Source organism: Bradyrhizobium australafricanum, assembly GCF_020329495.1.
Lineage (GTDB): Bacteria > Pseudomonadota > Alphaproteobacteria > Rhizobiales > Xanthobacteraceae > Bradyrhizobium > Bradyrhizobium australafricanum.
Genome location: NZ_JAGKJL010000013.1, coordinates 42,971 through 67,062, shown reverse-complemented (window position 1 = coordinate 67,062; position 24,092 = coordinate 42,971). Strand labels below are relative to the sequence as shown.

Here is a 24,092-nt window from a genome sequence, read left to right as displayed (position 1 = left end):
CACGTCCGCTACTGCTCGGCCGCCTCGCGCTCCATGTCGCGGCCGGCGAGATCCTCGCCCTGCATGTCGGCGTATTCGCGCGCCATCTCGCGCATCAGGAATTTGGCGGGGACGTCGTGATAGCTGCCGTGGTCGTTGACATACTGCATGTAGGCGCGCCCTTCGCCGTCGAAGGGATGCAGCAGCGCGTCGGCGTGGCCGTCGAAATCGAGCGGCTTGACGCCGAGCTTGGCGCACAGCGTGTCGTTGAAGGTCGGGGTCGCCTTGCGCCAGGCGCCATCGACGAACACTTCGGTGAAGCCGTGCCAGGTGAACAGGTCCGAGCCCATACTCTGGCGCAGCTTCTCGGTGGTGAGATGGTTGCGCACATCGGCGAAGCCGACACGCGCCGGGATGCCGTGGACCCGGCAGGCCGCGGCATAGAGCGCCGCCTTGCCGACGCAGTAGCCGTTGCTGGCGGCGAGCACGCTGGAGGCCCGGTAGCTCTCGGGCGAGCGCATGCTGACATAGGGGTTGTAGCGGATGCCGTCGCGCACCGCGGTGTAGAGCCGGCGCGCCTTGTCGCGCGCGCTGGCGTCAGACGGAACGGCGGCGCGGGCGAACGCCTCGCGGGATGGTCGCTGTCGACATATTCGCCAGGGTCGGTGTAAAGGCGGCTGATCGTATCGGGGAGATGCTCGGTCATGGCATAAGCTTAGCAAGCCATGTGCGCAGTTCAATGCAGCATGTGCAGCCCCTCCCGCAGCGCTGCCCGGCCGGAGCCCCGCTCCGATTGAATCGAAACGGGGCTCTGGATTCTAGTTTTGACGCGTTTTCTTCACGCGAACCGGTGCCAACTTCGCTCGAAAACGCTCTAGTTCTTGAAGTGTTCGTCCAACTGCGGCGGCGGGTAGCTGCGCCGCCTCGCCTTGAAATATTCACGTGCGAAATGGATGCCGATCCCGATCAGGAACGGCGGCGCAAGCGCGGCGGCGATCATCAGCGCGGTGAGCGACTTCGGCGTCAGGATGTCCAGCACCATCGACGCCAGCAGCCACAGCGTGGCAGCAATCACCGCGACGTCGATATGCTTCATTCCCCGGTCTTTCCCTTGGTTCCTGGCTGCCATCCGGGTTCCATCCTACCGGCTGGTCCCGGACGCGCCAAGGATTCCGGGCGGCGGACGGTACCTCCCGCCCTTCACTTTCATGTTTGGAACGGCGCCTGCGCCGGCCACGTTGGTACAGAAGTCCTGGATCCAGGATCAAATCCTGATCCGGATCAGCCGAGCACGGAGGCCGCGATGGGCAACTCCAGTGACATCCACAGCGGCGTCGACCATCCCGCCAGCCGGAACGGCGTCAACGATCCCGTCGGCGGCGTCGATGTGAAGCGAACTTTCGACGACAACCAGACGCCGCACGAACGTGCGCAATGGGCCGCCGATGTGCGTGCCGACGCCTCGCCTCGGCGGGGCGAACCGTTCCTGCCCGAAGCGCTGCGACGGCCGCCGACCGCACCGCTCAATCCACGCACCGGCCGCCGCGCGACTGACTAGGCTGTGAACGCCCGCACCAGCAGCAGGCCGCCGAACAGCGCGAAAATCGAGAGCGCGATGGAGGCCGCGATGTAGGTGCCGGCCGACCATAGCTCGCCGCGCTGCATCAGCACGATCGCATCGAGCGAGAAGGTCGAGAAGGTGGTGAAGCCGCCGCAAATGCCGACGGTGAGAAACACCCGCATCGCCTGGCTGGCATTCCAGCTCAGCGCGAACGCCTCCGCGAAGGCGCCGATCAGGAATGAACCCACGATGTTGATCACCAGCGTGCCCCAGGGAAATTCCGTACCGACCAGGCGCCCCGCGCCGATCGCCACCAGATAGCGCGCGACCGATCCCCGCGAACCGCCGATCGCGACCGCCGCCAACAACTGAACGTTCAATGCTCCACCTTTCCGGCTCGCCATTCGATGAAGCCCGCCACCAACCCAAGCACGAAGGTCGCCGCGACCAGCTCGCCCGGCGCGCCGACCAGCAGGGCGACGACACCGACGAGCCAGATCGACCCGACCAGCGACAATGCGATTGAGAGTGAACCAGGAAGACCCGTCATGCGCTGTCCCTTCTCATTCGCGGGACACGGCGGGTCGGCGGTGGCGCATGCTCCTACCGACGCTGTCGCGCCCGGTAGGAGTCATCAGCCTTGCGGCGGTTATCGGGGGACTCCATCCCCATCAACATGGGAATGGTAGGCGGATGGAGCGGCGGGAGCAAGCGGGCCGTTCCGCCGTTTCGCTTCTCGGCTCAGCCGGCCGTCGACAGCATCGCGTTCAATTCGACGGCTGTCCGCAGCTGCTCGATGCGCGCGACAATCTGCTCGCGCTCGGCTCCGCGCGGCAATTGCGCGAGCCGGCTTTCAAGTCGCACGCGATGTTCCTCGAGGCGCTGCTCGAATGTGTGGGGTTCAGATCGCTTCCGCTTTTGAATCGTCCTCTGCATTGTCGACCTTTGGCGGTTGAAGACCGGGACTATTGGCCCAGCGGTCCAGTTGCTCGATGACTTTTGCGTGGCTCGGGCGCCGCGGTTTCGGGGCTTCCGGCTCCTCGGACAGCTTGCGGGGAAGCTTGACGTGGTTGGCCATGGCATCTCTCCACCCACATAACGAGATGGGCAGCCGGATCGTTCCCTTATTTATTGTATAAGTTATTGATTTCGTTTGATAATTATACTCAATCAGCGTTTTTGTCTCAACCGATGGAACCTCACGCGAGTTTGGCGGTTTAGCGAATTACTCAACAAGCTAAGTCTGGGTGTTTTGCGATGAATGAGCTTCGCGCCGAACGGCTTCAGGTCATGCTGTCGCCAGAGGAGTTGGCAGCCCTCGACGATTTCCGCTTCAAGCACCGCATGCCGACCCGCGCCGCGGCGGTCCGCGAGCTGCTCAAGCTCGGTCTGGCCGGCGGTGGCACCGATGGGGCGGCAGGCGTGAAATCGAGCGATTACGGGGTGTTCAACCGGGGGCCGGATGGGCACACCCAGAGCGATGCGCCGCAAGAGGCGCAAGAGGATTGATGGCGCGTTGGCGCTGACGTCGCGGTTCAGCCTGCGGCGAACAGGTCGACAATCGCCTTCAGGCTGCACACCACGAGGGCCGACGTGAACATCGCCGTGCCGAGATCTGCGAGATAAAGCAGTTGCGCCCTCTGCTCCGCATCAAGCCGCGCGATCGCCTTGCGCATGGCCAAGCTCCCTTTTTCGGGAGAACGCGATGCACCGATGTCCGTTCCCTCGCCTGCGTCAGGCTCGCTGCAGCGCCAGCGTTACGCCGCCGAGCGTCAGTGCCATGGCGCCGATCTCGCGCAGCCCCAGTGGCTCACCGAGAATGATCGCGGCCGACACCACGCCGATGACCGGCACCAGCAGCATGCCCGTTGACGCCGGGGTCGGCGGCAGGCGGCGCAGCGTCTCGAACCAGGTGAGATAGCAGATGCCCATCGGCATCAGCGTCATGTAGGCAAAGCAGCCGAGGCCGAGCGGCGTGATCGCGGCATAGTTCGGATGCTCGAAGAGAATGCCGAGCAGGAGCATCACAAGACAGCCGATGCCGACCTGCCAGGCCACCACCGCGAGCGGCGGCATCGGCAGCGGCTTGCGATTCAGCACGTTACCGAGCGCGAACAGGATGGCGCAGGCGAGCGCCAGCGCGATACCGGTGAGCTTGTCGGCACTGAACGCAAAGCCATTGCCGCCGAGCAGGAGCGCAACGCCGGCGACGCCGAGCACGAGCGCCGCAAGATCCCGCAGCGTCGGGCGGCTGTGCAGCACCGGCCAGGCGAACAGCATCGCCCAGATCGGCATGGTGTAGGCGAGCAGCGCGCCCTCGCCGACCGTGACGAATTTCATCGCGATGGTGCCAAAGCCCATCCAGGCGAAGACATTGGTGAGGGAGGCAAACAGCAGCCGCGGGATCGCCTCGCGCGGCACGGCGAGCGACTGTCCGCGGGCCAGCGCCAGCGTGGCCAGGATCACCGCCGCGCAGGTGCCGGCAAGCCCGCGGGCGAACAGCGGCGGCCATTGCTGCAGCAACAGCTTCATCAGCGGCCAGTTCAGGGCCCAGCCGAAGGCCGTCACCACCAGACAGAGAAAGCCCACCGTTCGATCGCGCTGCGTCGTATCCATGGGCGGCGCTTAGCAGGCGAACGCCCGGGATTCCACATCGCTTCGCGTATGAGGGGGACGTAGCCTATGCAGGGACGCGCGGCACGTGCGGACACCGCTCCGTCAGGCGAAGGTGCCGATCGTGATCCGCGGCCAGCCGTCGTTTTTCCGAGCGGCGGCAAGCCTTGCCGTCCAGGCATCGATCAGGCTTGCGATGAGCAGGCGGCCGGTGCCGCGCATGTCGGGCAGTTTCATGGTCGGCGTGCCGAGCGTGAGCGCGACCACGCCGTGGGTCGCCGCCAGCAGCGCGGTCGCGAGCCGCTGCGGCAGGCCAGGCGCCGGCTCGGCGCCATGTGCCGCCAGATATTCCCGCACCGAGATCACGAACAATTCGTAGCTGCGGCGCGCGATCTCGGTCTCGCCGAAATAGACGCCGTCGGGAAAACGGCGGTCCTCGATCGTACCGGACATCGAGAACAGTGAGCGGAAGTGATCGGGATTGTCGGCCCAGTAATCGAGATAGGTTTCCATCACGCGCCGCAGCCGCAGATCGCTGTCGGCCGTCTCCGCGCGGACCCGCTCGAGGCGTTCGGCGACCGCCTCGAGATTCTGCTGCTTCACGGCGAGCAGCAGCAACAGCTTGGTCGGGTAATATTTGAGGACGGTGCCCTTTGAGTAGCCGATCACGTCGGCGATCTTCTGGATCGATACGGTCTCCAGCGTGCCGGCGGCGAACTCCTTGCGCGCGGTCTTAAGGATCAGCGCCTTCAGCGCCTCCTTGTCGGCCTCCTGGCGCGCCCTGCGCTGAAAGCGCCGTGCGCCTTTGGCTCGCTCCACGATCGACATCCCCATCTGCCTCGCGCCTCCATGCCGCGCACCCGCCCCGATGGCAACCCCGCCCTTGCACTATGCGAGTTAATTGACTATGGTCAATTAACTAATGACAAGACGGGAGGATCCGATGAGCACCCATGCGAGCCCCCTTGCGAGCCCCCTTGCCGGCGAAGTTGTCCGCAGCGATTTCGATCCGTTCAGCGCGGCGACGCGGGCCGATCCCTACGGCACCTATGCAGAGCTGCGTGCCGCGGCGCCGGTCGTCCGCCTGACCAGATATGACATCTGGGCGGTGCCGCGCTTTGCCGAGGTCAAGACGATCTTCGGAAACCATGTCAATTTCAGCAACGCCGGCGGCGCGGGACTTGCCAACCACTTCAAGGAGAAGCCGTGGCGGCCGCCAAGCATCGTGCTGGAAGCCGATCCGCCGCTGCACACGCGAACCCGCGCGGTGCTGGCGCGGATCCTCTCACCCGGCGCGATGCGGCGGCTTGCAGATGATTTCAAGTCAACGGCGACGCGGCTGATCGACGGGCTGGTCGAGCGCGGATCGTTTGACGCCATCAAGGACATCGCGGAGGTGTTTCCGGTCAGCGTGTTTCCCGACGCGCTCGGCATCGATCAGGAGGGCCGCGAGAACTTCCTGACCTATGGCGCGATGGTGTTCGCCGGCTTCGGGCCCGAAAACGATTATTTTCGCGATTTGATGCAGCAGGCGCCCCGCGTGCTGCCCTGGGTCGCGGCGCGCTGCCAGCGCGAGGCGCTGCGCCCGGGCAGCTTTGGCGCGCAGGTCTATGAGGCGGCCGACGCCGGGGAGATCAGCGCGGAGGAAGCTCCGCTGCTGGTGCGTTCGCTGCTCTCGGCCGGGCTTGACACCACGATCAGCGCGATCGGCATGGCGCTGTACACGCTTGCGCGCCATCCCGAGCAATGGTCGCTGCTTGCGGAAGATCCGTCGTTGTCGCGCGCGGCATTCGACGAGACGCTGCGCTTCGATTCACCGGCGCCGTTCGTGTTCCGCACCACGCCGCATGACACCGAGATTGCAGACGTCGGGATCGGCAAGCACGAGAAGGTGCTGCTGCTGCTCGCCTCCGCCAACCGCGACGAGACGCGCTGGGAGCATGCCGACCAATTCGACGTCAGACGGCGGCTCTCCGGACACATGGGCTTCGGCGTCGGCATCCACGGCTGCGTCGGGCAGATGGTGGCGCGGCTGGAAGCCGAGGCCGTGATCGCAGCGCTCGCCAGGCGCGTCAAACGGCTCGAGATTGCAGGCCCCACAGCCTTCCGCGACAGCTCGGGCCTGCGGGCGCTCAGCACAATGCCGGTCCGCGTGACGCCGAAGTAACGTCCTGTCGAAGGCTTGAAAAAAACCGGCGCACCTTTCGGCACGCCGGTCTGGATTTTGCTCCCTTGCGTAGATTCAGATCATGCCGATGCCGCGCGCGGCGTGCGGTTGCGCGAGTTGCGCTGGAAGAACAGCGCCTGGCTCGCCACCGCCGACACCATCGCCGGCTGGAACGGCTTGGAGATCAGGAATGCCGGCTCCGGCCGCTCGCCGGTCAGGAAGCGCTCGGGATAGGCGGTGATGAACACCACCGGCACCTCGAAGGTCCGCAGCAACTCGTTCACGGCATCGAGGCCCGACGAGCCGTCGGCGAGCTGGATATCGGCGAGGATCAGGCCGGGCTTCTTGTTCTTGGCGAGCGCCACCGCGTCGGAATGCGTGCGCGCAACGCCGATGACGTTGTGGCCGAGATTCTTCACCAGGCTCTCGAGGTCCATGGCGATGAAGGTCTCGTCCTCGATGATCAGGACGTCGGTGGCGATCTCGGCGGCCATCTCGCGGCCGGCGGCATCGGTCAGCTTGCGCGTCTCGGCGATATCGGTGCCGAGAATGTAGCCGACCTCCTCCTCCGAGAAGCCCTCAAGCGACAGCAGCAGGAAGGCCTGGCGAGGCAGCGGCGTGATGTTGGACAGCCGACGCTCCGGCGGCAGCGACAGCGTCGCCACGTCGGCATTTTCGTTGTTGTTCACCGAGACCGAATTCCAGATCTGGGTGAACAGCCGAAACAGGCCGGCGCGCGGGCCGTGGGTCTGATCCAGCAACGATCCATCCTGCAACAGGGCCTCGAGCATGGCCCCGACATAGGCGTCCCCCGACGCCTGATTTCCGGTCAGTGCGCGAGCGTAACGGCGCAACAGCGGAAGGTGTTCGGCAACGATTTGCGATCGGGACATTCCCACTCCATCCTTGTTCGTGAGGCCTGGCGGCCTGAAACCCGTTGTCTGGGGGCGGCAGAATCCAGTTCTGGGACGACCCCGGTTCCCCTGCATGGCCGACTACGCGCGAAAGCCGAAAAAGTTCCACGAAATAGTTCCAACATTCCGGAACTTTCTGCGCAACTTTGCATTAGCTCCTAACCGACGAGGCAACGCGGCCAGCCTCTTTTTTCGAGGAAACGACTTGGAAATCAGAGACTTAACTCCCGGGGAAGCGTGGATCACATCATGAAGGAAGTAAAGAAGCAGGGCGGTCTCAACGCCGAGATTCAATCGAGAATCGGCCACCAGCTTCGCGCCATGTACGATGACGTGGTGCGACAGGGCGTACCCGACCGCTTTGCGGAGCTGATCCGCAAACTCGACGGGCCGGAGGCTGCGGCGGCTGCCGTCGCCGGGGGCGATACCGACAAGAACAATGGAGGGGACTAATGCCTCTCACGAATGAACTTCGCGACGATATCCTTGCGTCGGTCCCGAGCCTGCGCGCGTTCGCGATCTCGCTGTCCGGTAATGGTGACCGCGCCGACGATCTGGTGCAGGAGACCCTGCTGCGCGCGATCGCCAACATCGACTCGTTCCAGCCCGGCTCGAACCTCCCCGCGTGGCTGTTCACCATCCTGCGCAACCTGTTTCGCTCCGACTACCGGAAGCGGCGCCGCGAGGTGGAGGATGCCGAGGGCAATTATGCCAAGACGCTGAAGAGCCAGCCTTCGCAGGCGGCGCATCTGGAGTTCGAGGAATTCCGCGCCGCGCTCGAAAAGCTGCCGCAGGACCAGCGCGAGGCGCTGATTTTGGTCGGCGCGTCCGGCTTCTCCTACGAGGATGCCGCGGCAATCTGCGGCTGCGCGGTCGGCACCATCAAGAGCCGCGTCAACCGCGCGCGATCGAAGCTCTCCGCGCTGCTTTATGTCGACAGCGCGGAGGATTTCGGCCCCGACAACACCGTGCGCGCCGTGATCGGCGGCAATGGCGGCTAAGCGCGACCACGGCGATAAATAGGAAAAGGCGGCCGCGGGCCGCCTTTTCCATGTTGGCCTGCAAGGCCCGGCGACGCTCAGCGCGCCGTCAGCTGGCCATCGCCTTGACGGACGCCGGCTTGAAGCCGTTTCTCAATTCGAGGATCTTGGCTGCGATTTCGGTCACCGGGACCGGGTGACTGAACAGGAAGCCCTGCGCCTCGTTGCAGCCTTCGGCCCGCATATGATCCAGCTGCTCGACGGTCTCGATGCCCTCCGCGATCGTGGTCATGCCGAGGCTTCTGCCGAGGCTGATGACGGCGCGGACGATCGACTTCGATCCATGCGTCGCGGTCGCATCGCGCACGAAGGATTTGTCGATCTTGAGCTTGTCGAAGGGGAAGCTGCGCAGATAGCTCAGCGAGGAATAGCCGGTACCGAAATCATCCAGCGCGATGCGCACTCCCTGCGCCTTCAGCTTGTGCAGCGTTGCAAGCGTCTCGTTGCTGTTCGCGAGGAACACGGACTCGGTGATTTCGAGCTCCAGCCGGCGCGGCGACAATTTTGACGTCGCGAGCGCGCCGACGACGACGTCGGTGAAGTCGGCATCGCGAAACTGGACCGCCGAGACGTTGACCGCGAGCTTCATCTCGCTTGGCCAGGTCGTCGCCTGTTCGCAGGCGCGATTGAGCACCCATTCTCCCAGCGGGCCGATCAGACCGATCTCTTCCGCGATCGGGATGAACTGGTCCGGCGGCACCAGCCCGCGCTTGGGGTGATGCCAGCGCAGCAGCGCCTCGAAGCCGCAGATGCGGTCGAGATGGAGATCGTAGAGCGGCTGGTAGAACAACGAGAACTCGTCCTTGACCATCGCCTCGCGAAGGTCGAGCTCGATGGCCCGACGCCGCTGCAGGCTGGCGTCCATCGCAGGCTCGAAGAAGCGCCAGGTGCCGCGGCCTTCCATCTTGGCGCGGTACAAGGCGACGTCAGCGTTCTTCAGCAGCTTCTCGCCGGTGGTGCCGTCACCCGGCGACATCGAGATGCCGACGCTGCATCCGACGACGACGCGATGCCCGTTCAGCTCGTACGGCGCACCCACGCATTCCACGATGCGGCGCGCGAGGCGTTCGGCCTCGTCTCCGCCCTGGACGCCACACTGGATGACCGCGAACTCGTCGCCGCCCAAACGCGCGACGGTGTCGACCTCACGGACGCAGGCGTTGAGCCGGTCCGCAACTGCGCACAGCAGTTCGTCGCCGACCGGATGCCCGAGCGTGTCGTTGACCTGCTTGAAATTATCGAGATCGAGGCAGAACACCGCGAAGCCGAGCCCGCGGCCGACCTGCGCAACCGCCAGCTCGATCCGCTCGGCCAACAACGTCCGGTTCGGCAGCTTGGTCAGGGCATCGTGCCGGGCCATGAACGCGATCTGCGATTCCGCCCGTTGCTGTTCGGTGACGTCCTCGCAGGTGACGAGCCAGCCGCCATCGGATGTCGGCCGTTGCGCGATCGCAATGATCCGTCCATCGCTGAGATGCTGCAGATAATTGCCGTCGTGCAGGGCCATCGAGCGCTCGCGCTCCGCCAGCAGGTCGGTGACGGTCCGCTCGCCGTGATTGCCCGCGGCGATGCTCAGGTCGAGCACCTCCTCCATGGTCATTCCGGGAACGACAAGCTCCGGCGATATATCGAAGATCTCGCAGAACCGGCGGTTGGCGACTTGCAGCCGCGCCTCGCTGTTATAGAGGCACAATCCTTGCGACATGTGCGTGAGCGCCGCGTCGAGCCGCAGATTGGTTTCATGCAGCTCGGCCTTCTGCTGCTTCAGCGCGGAGATGTCGCTGTAGACGAGGACGACGCCGCCCTCCTGCGTCTCGCTGCGGCTGACGCGCAGCCAGCGTCCATCCGCAAGCTGCGCCTCGCTCGCAAAGCCATCGATGTCACCGTCGGCAGGCGCCAGCCTGGCGGCATCGAGCGGATTCGACTGCAGAAGCTGCGGCGAGAGACGGATGAATTCACTCGCGCGCGAGTTGGCCAGTGCGACCTGGCCATCCGCGTCGAGCAGCACGACGCCCTCACGCGACGTTTCGAGCGCATCGGAAAGCCGTGCCTGTGCCGAGCGGCGTTGCGATACTTCTTGATTGACCATCCGCCGGATGTTGTCGCGCATCGTTTCCATGGCGGTCAGAAGCGTGCCAAGCTCGTCGGTCCCGCCCTTGGGGATGGTCGCGTCGAGGTCGCCGCCGGCGATGCTTCGCGCGGCCCGCGATGCGATCGCGACCGGTCCGATAATGCGGCGCGCCAGCAGCCACGAAAACAGCGCCGACAGAAACAGCGCGACGGTCAGCCCGGCCACGTTGAGCTGCAGGTCCCGCTTGATCGTCGAGAGCGCCTTTTGCCTGAACAGGAAGCCATCGCCGGCCGTATAATTGACCAGCAGCTCGACCTGCTGACTGACAATCTTGGAGTAGCGATCGACATCGCCGACCGTCGCACCCGGTGGGCGCGGATCGGCCGCCGCGCTGCCCTCCGTGGACGATCCGATCGCGCGCCGGTGCAGCGCCATCCAGGCGTCGGCGGCTTCCTGAACCTTAGCGGCGGCTTGCGCAGCGCGCGAGGATTGCGACCGATCGGCAGCAATCGCCAGGTCTTCCGAGAGCGTCTTCGCGAGCTTTTCAATCTGGCCATCGAGATTGGCGCGAATCTCCGGATCCGTGGTCAGCAGGCGTTGCGACGAGGCGACCCGCATCGCGGCGAAATCCGCACCGGCCGCGCGTGCATAGTTGATCGACATCAGGGATTCGTCGAACGTCTTGGCCACCAGATCGCCGGCATGGCGGATGCCGAGGATGGAGTACCCGCCGAGGGCGACCGCAACGGCGCTCATCGCAAGGCAAAAAATCAGAATCTGGCTGCGGATCGAACCCTTGGTCAGGGCAAGACGCGAAAGGCGGACGGTTGCGAACCGAAAGGCCGCACCGCTCTTTACCTTGAGGTTGCCAAATAGGCTGTCCATGCCCGCGTTTCGCCGTAGTGCTCGATACTCAAGCTACGCAGAAACGCGCAGCACTGCGGAAAATAACTGTCTGCTCAAAATTGCTTTAGTAGTGACTGGAACTCATGCTGAAATCGTTAAGATCAGCTGGCGATAATCACCCTTACAGGTGATCCGGGAGCCACATTTGCAGCCCGGGATAGCCGATATTTGGTGTTCGAGGTTCAGCGGGGGTCTCATGCAGTCAGGCTTGTTGCGCGCCTTGCGCCTGGGCCAGTTCGGCCGCCTGCCGTTTGCGGCGGCGATCGTCACTGGAGCGCTTATTGGAGCAGCTTTGGGCGCAGCCCCTTATGTCATTTCGCAGAAAGATCGTGAATTCAAACCCGCGCAGATCTCGATCAAGCGGGGTGAGGTTTTACGGTTCGTTAACGATGACGGCGAACTGCTGCATCACGCTTATTTGAGCACTGATACGTTCAGCTTCGACTCGGGTGACCAGCAGCCGGGCAGCAAGTTCGACGTCACCTTCTCGGTGCCCGGCGACTACACCGTGCTGTGCGGCATTCACCCGAAGATGAAGCTCGCCGTCCACGTCGCCAAATAGCCGCCCCAGGCGGCGGCGATCTACAGGACCGACGTCTTGAAGATCGCAGCGTGGCCGAAATAATAGACAAACAAGGTCACCGACAGCGCGGCACAGAGCGCGACCGGGGCGAGCCACGGCGCACGACGGTCGCGCGACAACACCTTGTTGTCGGCGACAATCGCTAGCAGGACAGCGATGATTGCCGAGTGTCCGATCGTGTCGATCTTGCCGAATTCGAAGCACGCGCTGATGAACATCCCCGTCAGCACGGTTGCGGCGCAGCGCCGGATCAGCGGCGTCCAGATCAAGGCAAAGGCAAGCGTGAATTCCACCATGCCGGCGGCGCGCATGTAGAACTCGTTGTCGAAGCCCAGCGTCATCGCGGAATGCTCGATCAGCAGCGGGAAGCTCCACTCCGGATAGGCCCATTTTTCGACCGAGGCCCACATCAACGTCACCGCGGCGGCGTAGCGCATCACGTCGATCGGCCGGACTCCGAACAAATCCTTGTTCAGCCCAACCAGTGCAAAATAGGCGGCAACACCGAGAAAGATCGGATAATCGGCGAGGTGAAAGAGACCGTAATCGCGCACACCGATCCCGAACAGGACCACCATCCCAGCCGCCGATAGCGGCAGCGTGCGTCGTGACAGCATCCCGGCAGCGATGGCAAGCTGCAGCGCGCCGACATACGGCGACGTCGTCTTCAACTCGGGCGTCAGCAGGATGCCGCCCACGGCCCAGATCGAGATGAAGAAGAACCCGCACACGGCGCGCATCATCAATTCGGTGCGCAGCCGCAGTCCCTCGGTGACGCGGTCCATGACCCGGATCGTGGCGTCACCCAGCGAGGTGGGCTCGATCAGGCAACCGGCAAACAGCCAGAAGATGGCGACACCGAGCAGCAGCTCGAAATCCAGGCAAAGGACATTCTCGAGTCCGCGGGGCTGGCCGGCGACATCGTAGGCACAAAACCATTTGACATGTGCCTCGGCACTGCGCGCGGCGACGACACAAAACAGAACCGCTGCAAGGCACGTGGCGAAAAAGGAGCGCACCGCCGAGACGGTATCTCGCGCCCATCCACTAAACATTGAACCAACCGCCCACACACTTAAGGACTTGTTTAACTTATATCAAATTTTAAGCTTTGCGCCTGCCGGGACACCCCGTGGTTGCATTGTGGTTAATCGTGGCGGGCGAGCCCCCGGCCTGTCCCTTAGTGCAGTCTTTACAGCCGGTTGCCTCAAATTTTAGCTAATTCCGGCACGGGAGCTCAATTCAACTGTCGTAGTGAAATCCGGACAAATCGGATCGGGAGGCCGGTACAGTGTTCGGAGCGTTGAGCGTCGTAAGTATCGGGGTGGGGTCGGCCCTCGCCTATGTGACAAGATCGTCCGCTGCGCGCACAGCGACCCTCGAGACCTGCGCGGGCGCATTCGTGATCGTGGGGCTCGGCCTCCTGGGCGCGGCGCTGCCGCACCTGTCCTGAAACGAACCTCGTTCTGAACCGCGTTGAGCCGAGGTCAGCGCGGCAGTTTGGGGACGCCTGCCACCGGCGGGGCCGTTGCGGTCAGGGTTTGCAGGAAGGCGATGAGGTCGTTCTTCTCGTCTGCCGTCAGGGACAGCGGCTTGATGTCGGGCGATCGGCTCGGCCGATCGATCCCACCCTTGTTGTAAAGCTCGATGACATCTTCCAGCGTTGCCACCGATCCGTCGTGCATATAGGGCGCGCGGCGCGCGACGTCGCGCAATGTCGGCGTCTTGAACGCATATTTCAGCTTCGCCGAGGTCGGAAAGAAACGGCCGCGCCCGATGTCATGGCCCTTGGCGGTGCCGATATCCTGGAAGGATCCGTCGGAAAACGACGGGCCGCTGTGGCAAGCCGAGCAACGCGCCTTGCCGTTGAAAAGCTCAAAGCCGTGCTGGGCTGATTTGCTGATGGCGGTATCGTCGCCCTTGATCCAACGGTCGAACGGAGCCTCGCCTGCAACGATGGAGCGCTCGAAGGTCGCCAACGACGCCTCGATCCTCGGCCGCGTGATCGCGCCGTCTCCGAATGCGTGGGCGAAGGCATCGACATAACCGGGGATCGCCGAAAGTCGCGCAATCAATTCCGGCTCGGTCATGTTCAGGTTCGCCGGACTGAGGATCGGCCCGAACGCAACGGATTCCAGATCCTTGAACTTGCCGTCCCATCCCAGCGGCTCGAAGAAGGCCACATCGATCAACGTCGGCGAGCGGATCGGCAGGCCCTTGGGATCCTCACCGATGGCGCGCGGAAGGCCGTCGGCCCATGAAAGGGATGGCCTGTGGCAACTCGCGCAGGAGTGCGTCTTTGACCTCGACAGCAGCGGATCGAAGAACAGCAGCTGCCCAAGCGCGGATTTCGCCTCCGAATAGGGATTGCTGCTCGGGAACGGAACGACGTCCGGCCGCCGATAGCTGGCACGGATTGTCGCAGGGTCGCCGGGCGGCGCTGCCGGAGTCAAGGCAAGCGACAGCCCTACCGGCAAAACTGCCGCGAGCAAGGTCAGGCTGACCCAAAGCCTCATCGGGGTCCTCAGACGGTATCCTGCTCGGTATATGCCCAAGCATGTTCAACGAAGTTTTAACAATCGGTTGCGGTCTATTGCTGATACCGGGCATTGGTCACGATGACACCGGCGTCTGCTCGCGCGCATGATTTCGATCAATCCGTGCGTCGATCCGATCACACAACCTGAGGCAGCCGCTGCTACTTCTTCACCGGGCGCAGCGGCGCGGAGAACTGCTCGGTGCGGTCGCGCTCGGTCATGTCGACGACGGTGTCCATCGGCGCGGTCAGTTCATAGACATAGGAGACGTCGGTGAAGTAGCGCTTCGCGGTGCCGCCGAGCGCCTCGGGCGCGACACGGTCGAGCAGGATCAGGCCGAAATCACTGTCGGCTCGCCGCGTCGCCTGGCTGGTGTTGAACTCTTCCCAGCGGAAATGAAAGACCAAGTCCGCATCCTCGCCGACGACCTCCCAATTGGCGACGATGTGCGGGTGCTTGCCGACCAGCGACAGCCCTTCGTCGGAATGCGAGGCGAGCTCGAAGAACAGCAGCGACAGCGATTGGGCGGCGCGGGCGCTGACCGTGATGTCGGGACCGTTCACCGCGATCCGGTCGGCATGCGGGATCGCGCGCGATTCGAACAGGCCCTTCAGCTTGACGCCCTGCCACTGGCTCTCGCTGAGCAGCGTGACGACGTTCGACATCGCGTGGATGCGCCCGATCAAGAGCTCGCGCGCGACATCGATATCGGCGCCGTGCCGCAGCGTGCGGGTCACGATCGACTGGATCACCGCGAGGATGTTCTTGACGCGATGGTTGAGCTCGTCGATCACGGCGGTCAACCGGCGCTCGAAGCCGATGCGGACCTCGATCTCGCGGCTGAGGCGCAAATTGTTGTAGGCGACATAGCCGAACAGGCCGCAGACGATGCCGGTCAGCGCGAGGCCGATCGCCGCGACGATGGTCGCGGTCTGCTGCGCACGCACCGTGGCGTTGCTCTTGGCGTAATAGTCGAGCGACCAGTCACGGCCGCCGAACGTCACCGTGCGCACCATCGACGGCAGCGGGCCGTCCTGGCGCACCGCGCGCGAGGTGACGATGCCCTGCTCGTTGGCGGTGAACTCGTCGTTGGAGTCGCGCGGATCCTTCAACGCCACCGCGAATAGTGAGCTATCGTCGTTGGTCAGCATCAGCGACGACAGCTCATAGGAGAAGGTGATGAAGCCGGCCGGCTCGGATGCGCCCTCCTGGAACACCGGCGCGGCGAGCACGACCCCGACCGGGCCGTTCTGCCGCAACAGCGGCACCGGGTCGGAGGCCACCGGCTTGGCGTTGGCCATCGCCCGCGCCAGCATCGGGCCCACCACCGAGTGGCGGTCGAAGGCGCGGCCCGGAATGCTCAAGGTCTCCGGATTGCGCGGCTCGACGTCCATCAGCACGTTGATCGGCTTGTCGAGCGCCTTGAGGTCGAGCGCCTGGTCGTCGAAATCCCGGATGGTCGGATTGGTGAAGCCGTTGGCCTTCAGCTCGGCCTCCGCCGCGGCGAGCTCGTCCGGCTTGAGCCGCGCGATCCAGGCGGCAACGACGAAATCGGTCTTGAAGGCGTAGATCGCCGAGCGCAGCGGCTGCAGCATGTTGGCCTTCACCATCGACGGCGCCCGGAACAGCCCGGAGGCGACCCGCGCCAGCAGCTCGCGCTCGGTCAGGCGGTCCTGCACCAGGCTGGCATGGACGTCGATCGCCCGCGCCAGCGCGATGCCGTCGATCGCGAGCTCCTGATCGTGCACCCGATAGGCGGCAAGACCGGAGAGCAGAACTCCGATCAGTGCAATCAAGGCAACGATGAAACCCAGTCGAACCACACGCTTACTCGGCAATCAGGGGGTGGCGAAAGGGGACGGAAGTCATCTGGCTTCTGCAAGGGCGGCGACAAATCAGGATGCGATGAAGGCCCGCCGCAAAGGAATATGGAATAGCGATCATCGGTCCGCAACAGGAGCCGGTCGGCAGCATTAACGACGACGCCACCCGGCGGTCTTTGGCGGCGCCAAAGGTTGCTAATCGGCAAAGTTGGAAATTGTTCCGGCGATTGCGCAGCTTTTTTGCGGCGGCCAGCGACATCCAGCCAAGTGCCTCACCGTCATCCTGAGGAGCGCGCAGCGCGTCTCGAAGGATGAACAGCCCCACCGGTGGCCGTTCATCCTTCGAGGCTCGCTCCTCAGGATGATGGGGATAAGGGTTCGCACCGCCACAATGATTAACGTCAGCCTGCCTTGACCTTGCCCTGCGACCGAAGGCCGCCCTTGGTCTCAATGAAGCTGATGATGCGATCGAGGCCGTCGCTCTTCTTCAGGTTGGTCATCACGAAGGGCCGCTCGCCGCGCATCCGCCTGGCGTCGGTGTCCATCTTCTCGAGTGACGCACCGACATGGGGTGCGAGATCGATCTTGTTGATCACCAGGAGGTCGGATCGCGTGATGCCGGGGCCGCCCTTGGAGGGGATCTTGTCGCCGGCGGCAACGTCGATGACGTAGATCGTCAGATCGGCCAATTCCGGCGAGAAGGTCGCCGCCAGATTGTCGCCGCCGGATTCGATCAGCACCAGATCGAGGTCGGGGAATTTCGCCCGCATGTCGGCGACCGCGGCGAGATTCATCGAAGCGTCCTCGCGGATCGCGGTGTGCGGACAGCCGCCGGTCTCGACACCGGCGATGCGGTCCGGCGTCAGCGAACCGGAGCGCACCAGAAACTCGGCATCCCATTTGGTGTAGATGTCGTTGGTGATCGCGGCGATGTCGTAGCGCTCGCGCATCGACTTGCAGAGCAGGTCCATCAGCGCGGTCTTGCCGGAGCCGACCGGGCCGCCGACGCCGACACGAAGTGGGCCGTGGGAAGTGGGCATATCAGGTGCTCTTTCCTTGTCGTCCCGGCCGAGTGCGCAGTTGCGCACGGCGCCGGGACCCATAACCACCGAACTCGATTGTTGCGACGCGCTGGGGCCACAGCCCTGCAAAACCACAAGCGCCTGTGGTTATGGGTCCCTGCTTTCGCCGGGACGACAGCGGAGGGTGCATCATGACCGGAACAGCCTCGTGTATTGCGTCTCGTGACGCAGGCTAGCGAGATCGGCTCGAAAGGTCGCGCTGCCGAGATCGTCGAGCGAGGCCGCATTGGCCCGCGCCGCGGTTGCTGCCACGATCTGCTCGAGATCGGCCAGCACGCGCTGACTGGCGGTCTGCCCGAGCGGGATCAGCCGGCTGCCCGCGGAAATCCAGTTGGAGAGCACGGCATGCAGGAAGGCGTGCAGCGCCGGCGCAAGCCGAATGCCGTGCGCGGCGCTGACGAGGCCGACTGCGACCGGATACACGATCGGTCCGTCGCAAGCCGCAATCATTGCGTCGAGGCCGGGCGAATTCCACGCGGCACCGGCAATCTCGATGAAGGCGCGCCCCTGCGTCGTGGTCTCGAGCTGCCGCTCGCGCGACGGCACGAAGGCCGCGGCGAGTTCGGCGATCTCCTTCAGCCCGGCAGGATTATGCTCAGACGCCGCGCGAAAACTCTGCGCGAGAAACACAGCGTCGCAAAATCCGCTGCCGTCGGAAAGCATCGCGGCGAGCCAGCCGCGCAGCGACGCGGCATCCGTGATGTCGCCGGCCTCGACCGCCCATTCGATGCCGCTGGAATAGGCGAATGCCCCCACCGGAAAGGACGGCGACAGCCACGTCATCAGCCGGTACAGCGCGGCCGCCTCGTCCTCCGCCATCCCGCCGCGCATCACGGCGGGATCAGGCTCATTTGTGGTCATGAGCATGGGAGTGATCGTGGTGATGATGAGCATGCTCGCAATGCTCATCATGATGATGGTGGTGATCATGGTCAGGCCCATGATCATGGCCATGGTGGTGACCGTGATCATGCGCATGGCTGTGGGCATGATCGTGCCCGGTGTGACCATGCGCGTGCTCGTCGGCATGCGCATGCTCGGCATAGGCGCCGCCCTCGGGATCGAACGGCGCCTCGATCTCGATGACACGGGCCCCTAACCCCTTCACCATCGCCTCGATCACGTGATCCCTGCGGATGCGCAACCCCTTGGGCATGATCTGCGTCGGCAGATGACGGTTGCCGAGATGCCAGGCGACCCGGATCAGATGATGCGGATCGCTGCCGCGGATTTCCGCCAGCGGCTCGGGAGCTGCGACCACCTCGACGAGGCGGCCGTCCTCCAGCACCAAGGCATCGCCGCCGCGCAGCGCGACGGCGTTTTCGAGATCAAGCAGGAATTCGAGCCCGCGCGTCCCTGACATCACCATCCGCCGCCGGTGCCGGTCGTCGAAATCGAGCACGACGGTATCGGCTGGCGCTTCCTTCCAGCGGTGCTGTCCCAGGAGTTTGGTGGCGCGGATCATCGATGCCTCAGAGCTTCTCGACCTTGGCGTCGCTGATGATCTCGATCACCGTCGGCCCGGTCTTCATGTTAGCGGAATATTCGCGCCATACCTTCATGTGCGGCGCCCTGGCATGGCCGTTGAGATCCTCGCGGCTCTCCCAGCGCTCGACCACCACATAGAGGTTGGGATCGTTGACGCTGACATTGCCGTCATAGGAGATGCAACCCTTCTCCTTGCGGGTCTCGACCGTGCAGGCCTTGTGCCCCTTGATGAAGTCGTCCTTGTTCTCCGGCTTCATCGGCGTGGTGGCGATGACATAGATCATGGATTATCTCCCTTCTTTTTCTCGTTAGCGGACGTCGACCTTCTCGGGCGTGATCACCTCGATCTTCGGCGGCGCGGCCATGCATTTCACCGCGACCCGACCGAACGTCTTCATGTGCTCGGCGGTGCGATGCGGTACCAGCGCCTCCGCGTTCTCCCACTGCTCGACGAACACCATCTTGCTGTGGTCGGTGACGCTCTCATGCAAATCGTAAGCGATGTTGCCGGGCTCCTTGCGGGTTTCCTTGATGCAGGCCGTCGCCGCAGCGATGAATTCGGCGCGGGTCTCGGGCTTGATGGTCAGCGTGGCAACGACGTAAATCACGGAAATTCCTCCCGGTTTTCTCTTTTGGCGCGAGTCTTGTTTTGACGCGTTTTCTTTCCGCGAACCGGAAATCCACTTCGCTCGAAAACGCTCTGGTTACCGGGAGCGGTTTTAGAACATAAAATAGCGCTGTGCCATGGGTAGGACCTCGGCCGGCGCGCAGGTCAGCAGCTCGCCGTCTGCGCGTACCTCATAGGTCTCGGGGTCGACCTCGATCTCGGGCGTCGCGTCGTTGTGGATCATGCTCTTCTTCGAGATCTTGCCGCGGGTGTTCTGCACCGCGTAGAGTTTCTTGGCTGTGCCGAGCTTGCGGGCGAGACCGCCGCTCGCCGCGGCCTTCGAGGTGAACACCACCGAGGAGGCGGTGAGCGACTTGCCGAAGGCGGCGAACATCGGCTGGTAATGCACCGGCTGCGGCGTCGGGATCGAGGCGTTGGGATCGCCCATCGGCGCCGCCACGATCGAGCCGCCCTTGATGATGCAGTCCGGCTTGACGCCGAAGAAAGCCGGCGACCACAGCACGAGGTCGGCGAGCTTGCCTTTCTCGACGGAGCCGATCAGCTTCGATACGCCGTGCGCGATCGCGGGATTGATGGTGTATTTGGCGATGTAGCGCTTGACGCGGAAATTGTCGTTGTCGTTGCCCTTGTCCTGCGGCAGCGACCCGCGTTGCTTCTTCATCTTGTCGGCGGTCTGCCAGGTGCGGATGATGACCTCACCGAGCCGGCCCATCGCCTGCGAGTCCGACGACATCATCGAGAGCGCGCCGAGATCGTGCAGGATGTCCTCGGCGGCGATGGTCTCCTTGCGGATCCGGCTCTCGGCGAAGGCGAGGTCTTCGGCGATCGACGGATCGAGGTGATGGCACACCATCAGCATGTCGAGATGCTCGTCGATGGTGTTGCGGGTGAACGGCCGGGTCGGATTGGTCGAGGACGGCAGCACGTTCTTCAGCCCGGCAATCTTGATGATATCCGGCGCATGGCCGCCGCCGGCGCCCTCGGTGTGGAAGGCATGGATGGTGCGGCCCTTGAACGCCTTCACCGTATCCTCGACGAAGCCGGATTCGTTCAGCGTGTCCGAATGCAGCATCACCTGGACGTCGTAATCGTCGGCCACCGAGAGACAGGTATCGATGGCAGACGGCGTGGTGCCCCAATCCTCGTGCAGCTTCAGCGCGCAGGCGCCGCCCTTGATCATCTCGACCAGCGCCGCCGGACGCGACGCGTTGCCCTTGCCGGAAATGCCGAGATTGACCGGGAAGGCGTCGAACGACTGGATCATCCGCCCCATGTGCCACGGGCCGGGCGTGCAGGTGGTGGCGAAGGTGCCGTGCGAGGGGCCGGTGCCGCCCCCTAACATCGAGGTGACGCCAGACATCAGCGCGTGCTCGATCTGCTGCGGGCAGATGAAATGGATGTGGCTGTCGAATCCGCCGGCGGTGAGGATCTTGCCTTCGCCGGCGATCACGTCGGTGCCGGGGCCGATGATGATGGTGACGTTGGGCTGGATGTCCGGATTGCCGGCCTTGCCGATCGCCGCGATCATGCCCTCCTTGATCGCGACGTCGGCCTTCACGATGCCCCAGTGATCGACGATCAGCGCATTGGTGATCACGGTATCCGCCGCGCCTTGCGCGTTGGTCACCTGCGACTGCCCCATGCCGTCGCGGATCACCTTGCCGCCGCCGAACTTCACCTCCTCGCCATAGGTGGTGAGATCCTTCTCGACCTCGATGATGAGGTCGGTGTCGGCAAGCCGAACCCTGTCACCGGTGGTCGGGCCGAACATGTCGGCATAGACGGAACGCTTGATCTTCACGGACATGTCAGCCCCCCAGTTTCAGTCAGCGCGGCCTTGGCACGCGCAATCGTGTCGTCGAAAATGCGGTCGAGCCGCGGATTGATGCCGCGGCAACCGGCAACGACCTTGTCGGCCCAGGCCGCATAGTCGGCGAGATCATCGCGCTCGTCCTTGCTCGGATGCGGCACGATCCGCGCGCCGATATTGCTGATCTTGTCGGCGATCTTGATCAGCTTTGCACCGGGAGATTTGTGCGGAGCATCCTCGATCTGCTTTTGCCGGCGGGCAGGCTTTGGCAGGCTCATGTCATCGGTGCACTCGACCACCAGCGAGGCAACGCGCGCGGTGAACTTCTGCGCGAGCTCCTCGCGCGTGGTCTCGGTGTCCTCGATGGCGTCGTGAAGCCAGCCTGCCGCCACCAGCTCGGCATCGGCGCCATCGGTCACCTGCGCGAGCAGATTCGCGACCTCGGCGAGATGGTTGATGTAAGGCTCACTCCCCCGCCCCTTGCGCGCCATCCCGTTATGACGGTGCGCGGCAAGCTCGGCAGCTTCGGAGACCATGCGGACAGCGGGAAGCATGGCGCTACAGCTTCCCCTTCACCTCGGCGCGAAAGCCGTAGATCACGCGCTTGCCGGCGAGTGCGACGAGCTGGACGTCGCGGGTCTGGCCGGGTTCGAAGCGGACGGCGGTGCCGGCGGCGATGTCGAGGCGCATGCCGCGGGCTTTCTTGCGGTCGAATTTCAGCGCCGGATTGGTTTCGAAGAAGTGGTAGTGCGAGCCGACCTGGATCGGACGGTCGCCGGTGTTGGCGACCGAGAGCGTCACGGTCTTGCGGCCGGCATTGAGCTCGATCTCGCCGTCCTTGATGAAGCGTTCGCCGGGGATCATTCGTCTCTCCTGTCATTCCGGGGCATGCGAAGCATGAACCCGGAATCTCGATCAACAATCTCTGGATTCCGGGTTCGGCCGCTCCGGCCGCCCCGGAATGACGCTCGTGGCTAGCGGATCGGCTCGTGCACGGTGACGAGCTTGGTGCCGTCGGGGAATGTCGCCTCGACCTGGATGTCGTGGATCATCTCCGGGATGCCATCCATCACCTGCGCGCGGGTCAGGACCTTGGCGCCGGCCTGCATCAGCTCGGCGACGGTGCGGCCGTCGCGCGCGCCCTCGACGATGAAGTCGGTGATCAACGCGACGGCTTCGGGATAGTTCAGCTTGACGCCGCGCTCGAGCCGGCGCCGCGCCACCATGGCCGCCATCGATACCAGGAGCTTGTCCTTTTCGCGGGGAGACAAATTCATGCGAGCACTCTGATCGTTCTTGAAAGGTTTAGTTGAGCCACAGCCGCGGCAGCGGGACAGTGGAGGCGCGGCCGAGCACCGTCATCATGTCGGCGCGCAGCCGGGCCGCATCTTGGGCACAGAAGCGGGCCATTGCAAAGCCATTCCAGGCGGAGATGCCGACCTCGCCGCCGAAGCTTTCCGACGCCTCGCGGATGCGCTCGACCAGGGCTTCGTCGCCCGGCACGATCAGCGCCGTGCCGATCGCGCAGCCGCCGCCCGCGATCGCGGGTCGCGCAAGCTTCTCGCCGATCTCGCCGTCGAGGCGGATGGTCTCGGCAAACACCAGCCGGCCGCCGCGTCGCATCCGCCAGCGGTCGACGAACTCGCCGTGGCGCATTGTCTCGCCCATCGCGGCGCGGCCGAACACCACGATCTCGCAGAGCAGGAGCGAGGCACCCTCGGCAAGGTCGATGTCGAAGCCGCGGTGAATGCGGGCACGGTCGAACAGGATGGTTTCCTGCGGCAGCCAGGCGAGATGCGCGCCTGCGGCAACGGTCAGCGCGATATCGAGTCGTGCCGCCGCTGCCGGTGCACGGTAGACTTTCTCAGCCGCCGCGGTGGTCAGCGTCAAACGCGCGCCCTCGCCGGCCGCGATCGCGATCTCAAAGCGGTCCCCGCCGGCAATGCCGCCGGCGGTGTTGACGAACATGGCCGAGAGACCGTCGTCCTCCGGCGATGGGAAGCGGACGCGCAGCGAGCCTGACTCATGCAGGTCGCCACGGCGGGTGGCGCCGTCTTTCAGATGCACGCCGAACCTGACCGCACCCTGGGCGCGGTTTGCCGCAAACGTTGCCGCTGCCGCGCCTGCGATCCCGGTCCGCATTCCCCCGACGCTCCCTTCGCGCGCCACAACAGGCGGCGTCACATCCTGTTCACAGCGCCATCTGGCGGCTGATCTCGGCGGGATCGAGGCTTGCGCGGTCGCAGGCATATTTCACCGCACCCCGGTCCATTACGGCAAAACTGTCGCCGAGTTCGCAGGCAAAGTCGAGATATTGTTCGACCAGCACGATCGCGATGTTGCCGAGGTTGCGCAGATAGGAGATGGCGCGGCCGATATCCTTGATGATCGAGGGCTGGATGCCCTCGGTCGGCTCGTCGAGCAGCAGGAGCTTTGGCCGCATCACCAGCGCGCGGCCGATCGCGAGCTGCTGCTGCTGGCCGCCGGAAAGGTCGCCGCCGCGGCGGCCCAGCATGGTCTCCAGCACCGGAAACAGCGAGAACACGTCGTCGGGAATGTTGCGGTCTTCACGCTTGAGCGGACCGAAGCCGGTCTTGAGGTTCTCTTCCACCGTCAGCAGCGGAAAGATCTCGCGGCCTTGCGGCACGAAGCCGATGCCGCGACGCGCCCGCTCATAGGGCTTTAGCGCGGTGATGTCCTTGCCGTCGAAATTGATCGTGCCGGAGGCGATCGGATACTGGCCGACCATGGCGCGGAGCAGCGAGGTCTTGCCGACGCCGTTGCGGCCGAGCACGCAGGTGACTTTGCCCGGCTCGGCGGTCAGCGACACGCCGCGCAGCGCCTGCGCCGCACCGTAATAGAGATTGATGTTGTCGATCTTCAGCATCGC

At 64.3% G+C, this 24,092-nt stretch carries 32 protein-coding genes and 1 riboswitch; of the genes, 6 read left to right on the top strand and 26 right to left on the bottom strand.

All coding sequences use genetic code 11. The features are described 5' to 3' along the window. Positions 1-8: 8 nt before the first annotated feature. Together J6525_RS14115 and J6525_RS14110 are read right to left on the bottom strand one after the other, a co-directional pair. Complete coding sequence (locus tag J6525_RS14115; RefSeq protein ID WP_225645117.1) at positions 9-701, bottom strand: transglutaminase-like domain-containing protein; 693 nt, start codon at positions 699-701, stop codon at positions 9-11. Between the two features lie 152 nt (positions 702-853). Next, positions 854-1,075: a hypothetical protein gene (locus tag J6525_RS14110; RefSeq protein WP_057016139.1), complete on the bottom strand. Its 222-nt coding sequence runs from the start codon at positions 1,073-1,075 to the stop codon at positions 854-856. Between the two features lie 207 nt (positions 1,076-1,282). Here J6525_RS14110 and J6525_RS14105 point away from each other — a divergent pair, with 207 nt between their 5' ends. Beyond that, complete coding sequence (locus J6525_RS14105; protein ID WP_050387215.1) at positions 1,283-1,537, top strand: hypothetical protein; 255 nt, start codon at positions 1,283-1,285, stop codon at positions 1,535-1,537. Here J6525_RS14105 and crcB read toward each other — a convergent pair. The 4 genes from crcB to J6525_RS14090 all read right to left on the bottom strand — a co-directional run bounded on the left by crcB (position 1,534) and on the right by J6525_RS14090 (position 2,618). Next, on the bottom strand, positions 1,534-1,920 hold the full coding sequence (crcB, locus tag J6525_RS14100) for a fluoride efflux transporter CrcB (protein ID WP_225645115.1): 387 nt from the start codon (positions 1,918-1,920) through the stop codon (positions 1,534-1,536). The genes J6525_RS14105 and crcB overlap by 4 nt on opposite strands. Continuing rightward, the gene (locus tag J6525_RS14095; protein WP_157347175.1) at positions 1,917-2,090 is read right to left on the bottom strand and encodes a hypothetical protein; all 174 of its coding nucleotides are present in this window, start codon (positions 2,088-2,090) and stop codon (positions 1,917-1,919) included. The genes crcB and J6525_RS14095 overlap by 4 nt, the downstream gene beginning before the upstream one ends. A 68-nt stretch (positions 2,091-2,158) precedes the next feature. Then, a riboswitch (Fluoride riboswitch) is annotated at positions 2,159-2,219 on the bottom strand. 62 nt (positions 2,220-2,281) lie between these two features. Next, positions 2,282-2,404: a hypothetical protein gene (locus J6525_RS46940; RefSeq protein WP_256521238.1), complete on the bottom strand. Its 123-nt coding sequence runs from the start codon at positions 2,402-2,404 to the stop codon at positions 2,282-2,284. A gap of 37 nt (positions 2,405-2,441) precedes the next feature. Then, the gene (locus tag J6525_RS14090; protein WP_167350454.1) at positions 2,442-2,618 is read right to left on the bottom strand and encodes a hypothetical protein; all 177 of its coding nucleotides are present in this window, start codon (positions 2,616-2,618) and stop codon (positions 2,442-2,444) included. Between the two features lie 179 nt (positions 2,619-2,797). On the opposite strand from J6525_RS14090, the gene J6525_RS14085 reads away from it, so the two are divergent. Then, positions 2,798-3,049, top strand: coding sequence for a hypothetical protein (locus J6525_RS14085; protein WP_092086584.1), 252 nt, complete (start codon positions 2,798-2,800; stop codon positions 3,047-3,049). 26 nt (positions 3,050-3,075) lie between these two features. Here J6525_RS14085 and J6525_RS14080 read toward each other — a convergent pair whose 3' ends face one another. The 3 genes from J6525_RS14080 to J6525_RS14070 all read right to left on the bottom strand — a co-directional run bounded on the left by J6525_RS14080 (position 3,076) and on the right by J6525_RS14070 (position 4,981). Then, a complete protein-coding gene (locus J6525_RS14080) occupies positions 3,076-3,216 on the bottom strand; it encodes a hypothetical protein (RefSeq protein ID WP_157347178.1) in 141 nt (46 codons plus the stop codon). A gap of 58 nt (positions 3,217-3,274) precedes the next feature. Then, positions 3,275-4,156, bottom strand: a complete 882-nt coding sequence (locus tag J6525_RS14075; RefSeq protein WP_225645113.1) for a DMT family transporter — start codon at positions 4,154-4,156, stop codon at positions 3,275-3,277. A gap of 102 nt (positions 4,157-4,258) precedes the next feature. Continuing rightward, the gene (locus J6525_RS14070; protein WP_225645213.1) at positions 4,259-4,981 is read right to left on the bottom strand and encodes a TetR/AcrR family transcriptional regulator; all 723 of its coding nucleotides are present in this window, start codon (positions 4,979-4,981) and stop codon (positions 4,259-4,261) included. Positions 4,982-5,096: 115 nt separating this feature from the next. Here J6525_RS14070 and J6525_RS14065 point away from each other — a divergent pair, with 115 nt between their 5' ends. Continuing rightward, positions 5,097-6,320: a cytochrome P450 gene (locus J6525_RS14065; RefSeq protein WP_225645111.1), complete on the top strand. Its 1,224-nt coding sequence runs from the start codon at positions 5,097-5,099 to the stop codon at positions 6,318-6,320. A gap of 80 nt (positions 6,321-6,400) precedes the next feature. Here J6525_RS14065 and J6525_RS14060 read toward each other — a convergent pair whose 3' ends face one another. Next, the gene (locus J6525_RS14060) at positions 6,401-7,213 is read right to left on the bottom strand and encodes a response regulator (RefSeq protein ID WP_057016134.1); all 813 of its coding nucleotides are present in this window, start codon (positions 7,211-7,213) and stop codon (positions 6,401-6,403) included. 270 nt (positions 7,214-7,483) lie between these two features. On the opposite strand from J6525_RS14060, the gene J6525_RS14055 reads away from it, so the two are divergent. After that, the gene (locus J6525_RS14055; RefSeq protein ID WP_018269610.1) at positions 7,484-7,687 is read left to right on the top strand and encodes a NepR family anti-sigma factor; all 204 of its coding nucleotides are present in this window, start codon (positions 7,484-7,486) and stop codon (positions 7,685-7,687) included. Further along, positions 7,687-8,235 carry a sigma-70 family RNA polymerase sigma factor gene (locus J6525_RS14050; RefSeq protein WP_016847265.1) on the top strand — a complete coding sequence of 183 codons (549 nt, stop codon included), beginning with the start codon at positions 7,687-7,689 and terminating at the stop codon, positions 8,233-8,235. Before J6525_RS14055 ends, J6525_RS14050 begins: the two co-directional genes overlap by 1 nt. An 88-nt stretch (positions 8,236-8,323) precedes the next feature. Here J6525_RS14050 and J6525_RS14045 read toward each other — a convergent pair whose 3' ends face one another. Continuing rightward, the gene (locus tag J6525_RS14045; RefSeq protein ID WP_225645109.1) at positions 8,324-11,230 is read right to left on the bottom strand and encodes an EAL domain-containing protein; all 2,907 of its coding nucleotides are present in this window, start codon (positions 11,228-11,230) and stop codon (positions 8,324-8,326) included. A gap of 217 nt (positions 11,231-11,447) precedes the next feature. Between J6525_RS14045 and J6525_RS14040 the strand changes: the two genes are divergently transcribed. Then, positions 11,448-11,813 (top strand): methylamine utilization protein, encoded by a 366-nt coding sequence (locus J6525_RS14040; protein ID WP_076824951.1) that lies wholly within the window; start codon positions 11,448-11,450, stop codon positions 11,811-11,813. Positions 11,814-11,833: 20 nt separating this feature from the next. Here J6525_RS14040 and J6525_RS14035 read toward each other — a convergent pair whose 3' ends face one another. The 15 genes from J6525_RS14035 to urtE all read right to left on the bottom strand — a co-directional run bounded on the left by J6525_RS14035 (position 11,834) and on the right by urtE (position 24,089). Next, positions 11,834-12,817: a hypothetical protein gene (locus tag J6525_RS14035; protein WP_092086697.1), complete on the bottom strand. Its 984-nt coding sequence runs from the start codon at positions 12,815-12,817 to the stop codon at positions 11,834-11,836. A 504-nt stretch (positions 12,818-13,321) separates the two neighbouring features. After that, the gene (locus J6525_RS14030; protein WP_225645107.1) at positions 13,322-14,350 is read right to left on the bottom strand and encodes a cytochrome-c peroxidase; all 1,029 of its coding nucleotides are present in this window, start codon (positions 14,348-14,350) and stop codon (positions 13,322-13,324) included. A gap of 182 nt (positions 14,351-14,532) precedes the next feature. Beyond that, a complete protein-coding gene (locus tag J6525_RS14025; RefSeq protein WP_225161328.1) occupies positions 14,533-16,194 on the bottom strand; it encodes a CHASE domain-containing protein in 1,662 nt (553 codons plus the stop codon). Positions 16,195-16,198: 4 nt separating this feature from the next. After that, positions 16,199-16,519 (bottom strand): hypothetical protein, encoded by a 321-nt coding sequence (locus J6525_RS14020; protein ID WP_225645105.1) that lies wholly within the window; start codon positions 16,517-16,519, stop codon positions 16,199-16,201. A gap of 76 nt (positions 16,520-16,595) precedes the next feature. Continuing rightward, positions 16,596-17,234: an urease accessory protein UreG gene (gene ureG, locus J6525_RS14015; protein ID WP_028334695.1), complete on the bottom strand. Its 639-nt coding sequence runs from the start codon at positions 17,232-17,234 to the stop codon at positions 16,596-16,598. A gap of 171 nt (positions 17,235-17,405) precedes the next feature. Next, positions 17,406-18,143 carry an urease accessory protein UreF gene (locus J6525_RS14010; protein WP_225645212.1) on the bottom strand — a complete coding sequence of 246 codons (738 nt, stop codon included), beginning with the start codon at positions 18,141-18,143 and terminating at the stop codon, positions 17,406-17,408. Then, positions 18,124-18,741, bottom strand: a complete 618-nt coding sequence (locus J6525_RS14005; RefSeq protein WP_225645103.1) for an urease accessory protein UreE — start codon at positions 18,739-18,741, stop codon at positions 18,124-18,126. Before J6525_RS14005 ends, J6525_RS14010 begins: the two co-directional genes overlap by 20 nt. Positions 18,742-18,748: 7 nt before the next feature. Further along, positions 18,749-19,048 carry a putative quinol monooxygenase gene (locus tag J6525_RS14000; RefSeq protein WP_028342270.1) on the bottom strand — a complete coding sequence of 100 codons (300 nt, stop codon included), beginning with the start codon at positions 19,046-19,048 and terminating at the stop codon, positions 18,749-18,751. Positions 19,049-19,072: 24 nt separating this feature from the next. Next, positions 19,073-19,372, bottom strand: a complete 300-nt coding sequence (locus J6525_RS13995; RefSeq protein WP_024581875.1) for a putative quinol monooxygenase — start codon at positions 19,370-19,372, stop codon at positions 19,073-19,075. A 111-nt stretch (positions 19,373-19,483) separates the two neighbouring features. Continuing rightward, a complete protein-coding gene (gene ureC / locus J6525_RS13990) occupies positions 19,484-21,199 on the bottom strand; it encodes an urease subunit alpha (RefSeq protein ID WP_225645101.1) in 1,716 nt (571 codons plus the stop codon). Beyond that, a complete protein-coding gene (locus tag J6525_RS13985) occupies positions 21,190-21,756 on the bottom strand; it encodes an HD domain-containing protein (protein ID WP_225645099.1) in 567 nt (188 codons plus the stop codon). Before J6525_RS13985 ends, ureC begins: the two co-directional genes overlap by 10 nt. Before the next feature lie 4 nt (positions 21,757-21,760). After that, entirely contained in the window at positions 21,761-22,066 is a 306-nt protein-coding gene (locus tag J6525_RS13980) for an urease subunit beta (protein WP_139480290.1), read from the bottom strand. A gap of 110 nt (positions 22,067-22,176) precedes the next feature. Then, on the bottom strand, positions 22,177-22,479 hold the full coding sequence (locus J6525_RS13975; protein ID WP_225645098.1) for an urease subunit gamma: 303 nt from the start codon (positions 22,477-22,479) through the stop codon (positions 22,177-22,179). A 28-nt stretch (positions 22,480-22,507) separates the two neighbouring features. Continuing rightward, positions 22,508-23,344: an urease accessory protein UreD gene (locus tag J6525_RS13970; protein ID WP_225645096.1), complete on the bottom strand. Its 837-nt coding sequence runs from the start codon at positions 23,342-23,344 to the stop codon at positions 22,508-22,510. Between the two features lie 49 nt (positions 23,345-23,393). Then, on the bottom strand, positions 23,394-24,089 hold the full coding sequence (gene urtE / locus J6525_RS13965) for an urea ABC transporter ATP-binding subunit UrtE (protein ID WP_018269603.1): 696 nt from the start codon (positions 24,087-24,089) through the stop codon (positions 23,394-23,396). Positions 24,090-24,092 lie beyond the last annotated feature (3 nt).

Coding starts and splice junctions, on each gene's coding strand:
- J6525_RS14065 (WP_225645111.1), top strand. CDS start 5,097: ATGAGCACCCATGCGAGCCCCCTTGCGAGCCCCCTTGCCGGCGAAGTT.
- J6525_RS14090 (WP_167350454.1), bottom strand. CDS start 2,618: ATGGCCAACCACGTCAAGCTTCCCCGCAAGCTGTCCGAGGAGCCGGAA.
- J6525_RS14080 (WP_157347178.1), bottom strand. CDS start 3,216: ATGCGCAAGGCGATCGCGCGGCTTGATGCGGAGCAGAGGGCGCAACTG.
- J6525_RS14030 (WP_225645107.1), bottom strand. CDS start 14,350: ATGAGGCTTTGGGTCAGCCTGACCTTGCTCGCGGCAGTTTTGCCGGTA.
- J6525_RS14055 (WP_018269610.1), top strand. CDS start 7,484: ATGAAGGAAGTAAAGAAGCAGGGCGGTCTCAACGCCGAGATTCAATCG.
- J6525_RS14075 (WP_225645113.1), bottom strand. CDS start 4,156: ATGGATACGACGCAGCGCGATCGAACGGTGGGCTTTCTCTGTCTGGTG.
- urtE (WP_018269603.1), bottom strand. CDS start 24,089: ATGCTGAAGATCGACAACATCAATCTCTATTACGGTGCGGCGCAGGCG.
- J6525_RS14040 (WP_076824951.1), top strand. CDS start 11,448: ATGCAGTCAGGCTTGTTGCGCGCCTTGCGCCTGGGCCAGTTCGGCCGC.
- J6525_RS14005 (WP_225645103.1), bottom strand. CDS start 18,741: ATGATCCGCGCCACCAAACTCCTGGGACAGCACCGCTGGAAGGAAGCG.
- J6525_RS14070 (WP_225645213.1), bottom strand. CDS start 4,981: ATGTCGATCGTGGAGCGAGCCAAAGGCGCACGGCGCTTTCAGCGCAGG.
- J6525_RS14105 (WP_050387215.1), top strand. CDS start 1,283: ATGGGCAACTCCAGTGACATCCACAGCGGCGTCGACCATCCCGCCAGC.
- J6525_RS14050 (WP_016847265.1), top strand. CDS start 7,687: ATGCCTCTCACGAATGAACTTCGCGACGATATCCTTGCGTCGGTCCCG.
- J6525_RS13980 (WP_139480290.1), bottom strand. CDS start 22,066: ATGATCCCCGGCGAACGCTTCATCAAGGACGGCGAGATCGAGCTCAAT.
- J6525_RS14095 (WP_157347175.1), bottom strand. CDS start 2,090: ATGACGGGTCTTCCTGGTTCACTCTCAATCGCATTGTCGCTGGTCGGG.
- J6525_RS14060 (WP_057016134.1), bottom strand. CDS start 7,213: ATGTCCCGATCGCAAATCGTTGCCGAACACCTTCCGCTGTTGCGCCGT.
- J6525_RS14085 (WP_092086584.1), top strand. CDS start 2,798: ATGAATGAGCTTCGCGCCGAACGGCTTCAGGTCATGCTGTCGCCAGAG.
- ureC (WP_225645101.1), bottom strand. CDS start 21,199: ATGTCCGTGAAGATCAAGCGTTCCGTCTATGCCGACATGTTCGGCCCG.
- J6525_RS14110 (WP_057016139.1), bottom strand. CDS start 1,075: ATGAAGCATATCGACGTCGCGGTGATTGCTGCCACGCTGTGGCTGCTG.
- J6525_RS13970 (WP_225645096.1), bottom strand. CDS start 23,344: ATGCGGACCGGGATCGCAGGCGCGGCAGCGGCAACGTTTGCGGCAAAC.
- J6525_RS14045 (WP_225645109.1), bottom strand. CDS start 11,230: ATGGACAGCCTATTTGGCAACCTCAAGGTAAAGAGCGGTGCGGCCTTT.
- J6525_RS13975 (WP_225645098.1), bottom strand. CDS start 22,479: ATGAATTTGTCTCCCCGCGAAAAGGACAAGCTCCTGGTATCGATGGCG.
- J6525_RS14000 (WP_028342270.1), bottom strand. CDS start 19,048: ATGATCTATGTCATCGCCACCACGCCGATGAAGCCGGAGAACAAGGAC.
- J6525_RS13985 (WP_225645099.1), bottom strand. CDS start 21,756: ATGCTTCCCGCTGTCCGCATGGTCTCCGAAGCTGCCGAGCTTGCCGCG.
- ureG (WP_028334695.1), bottom strand. CDS start 17,234: ATGCCCACTTCCCACGGCCCACTTCGTGTCGGCGTCGGCGGCCCGGTC.
- J6525_RS14010 (WP_225645212.1), bottom strand. CDS start 18,143: ATGCTCATGACCACAAATGAGCCTGATCCCGCCGTGATGCGCGGCGGG.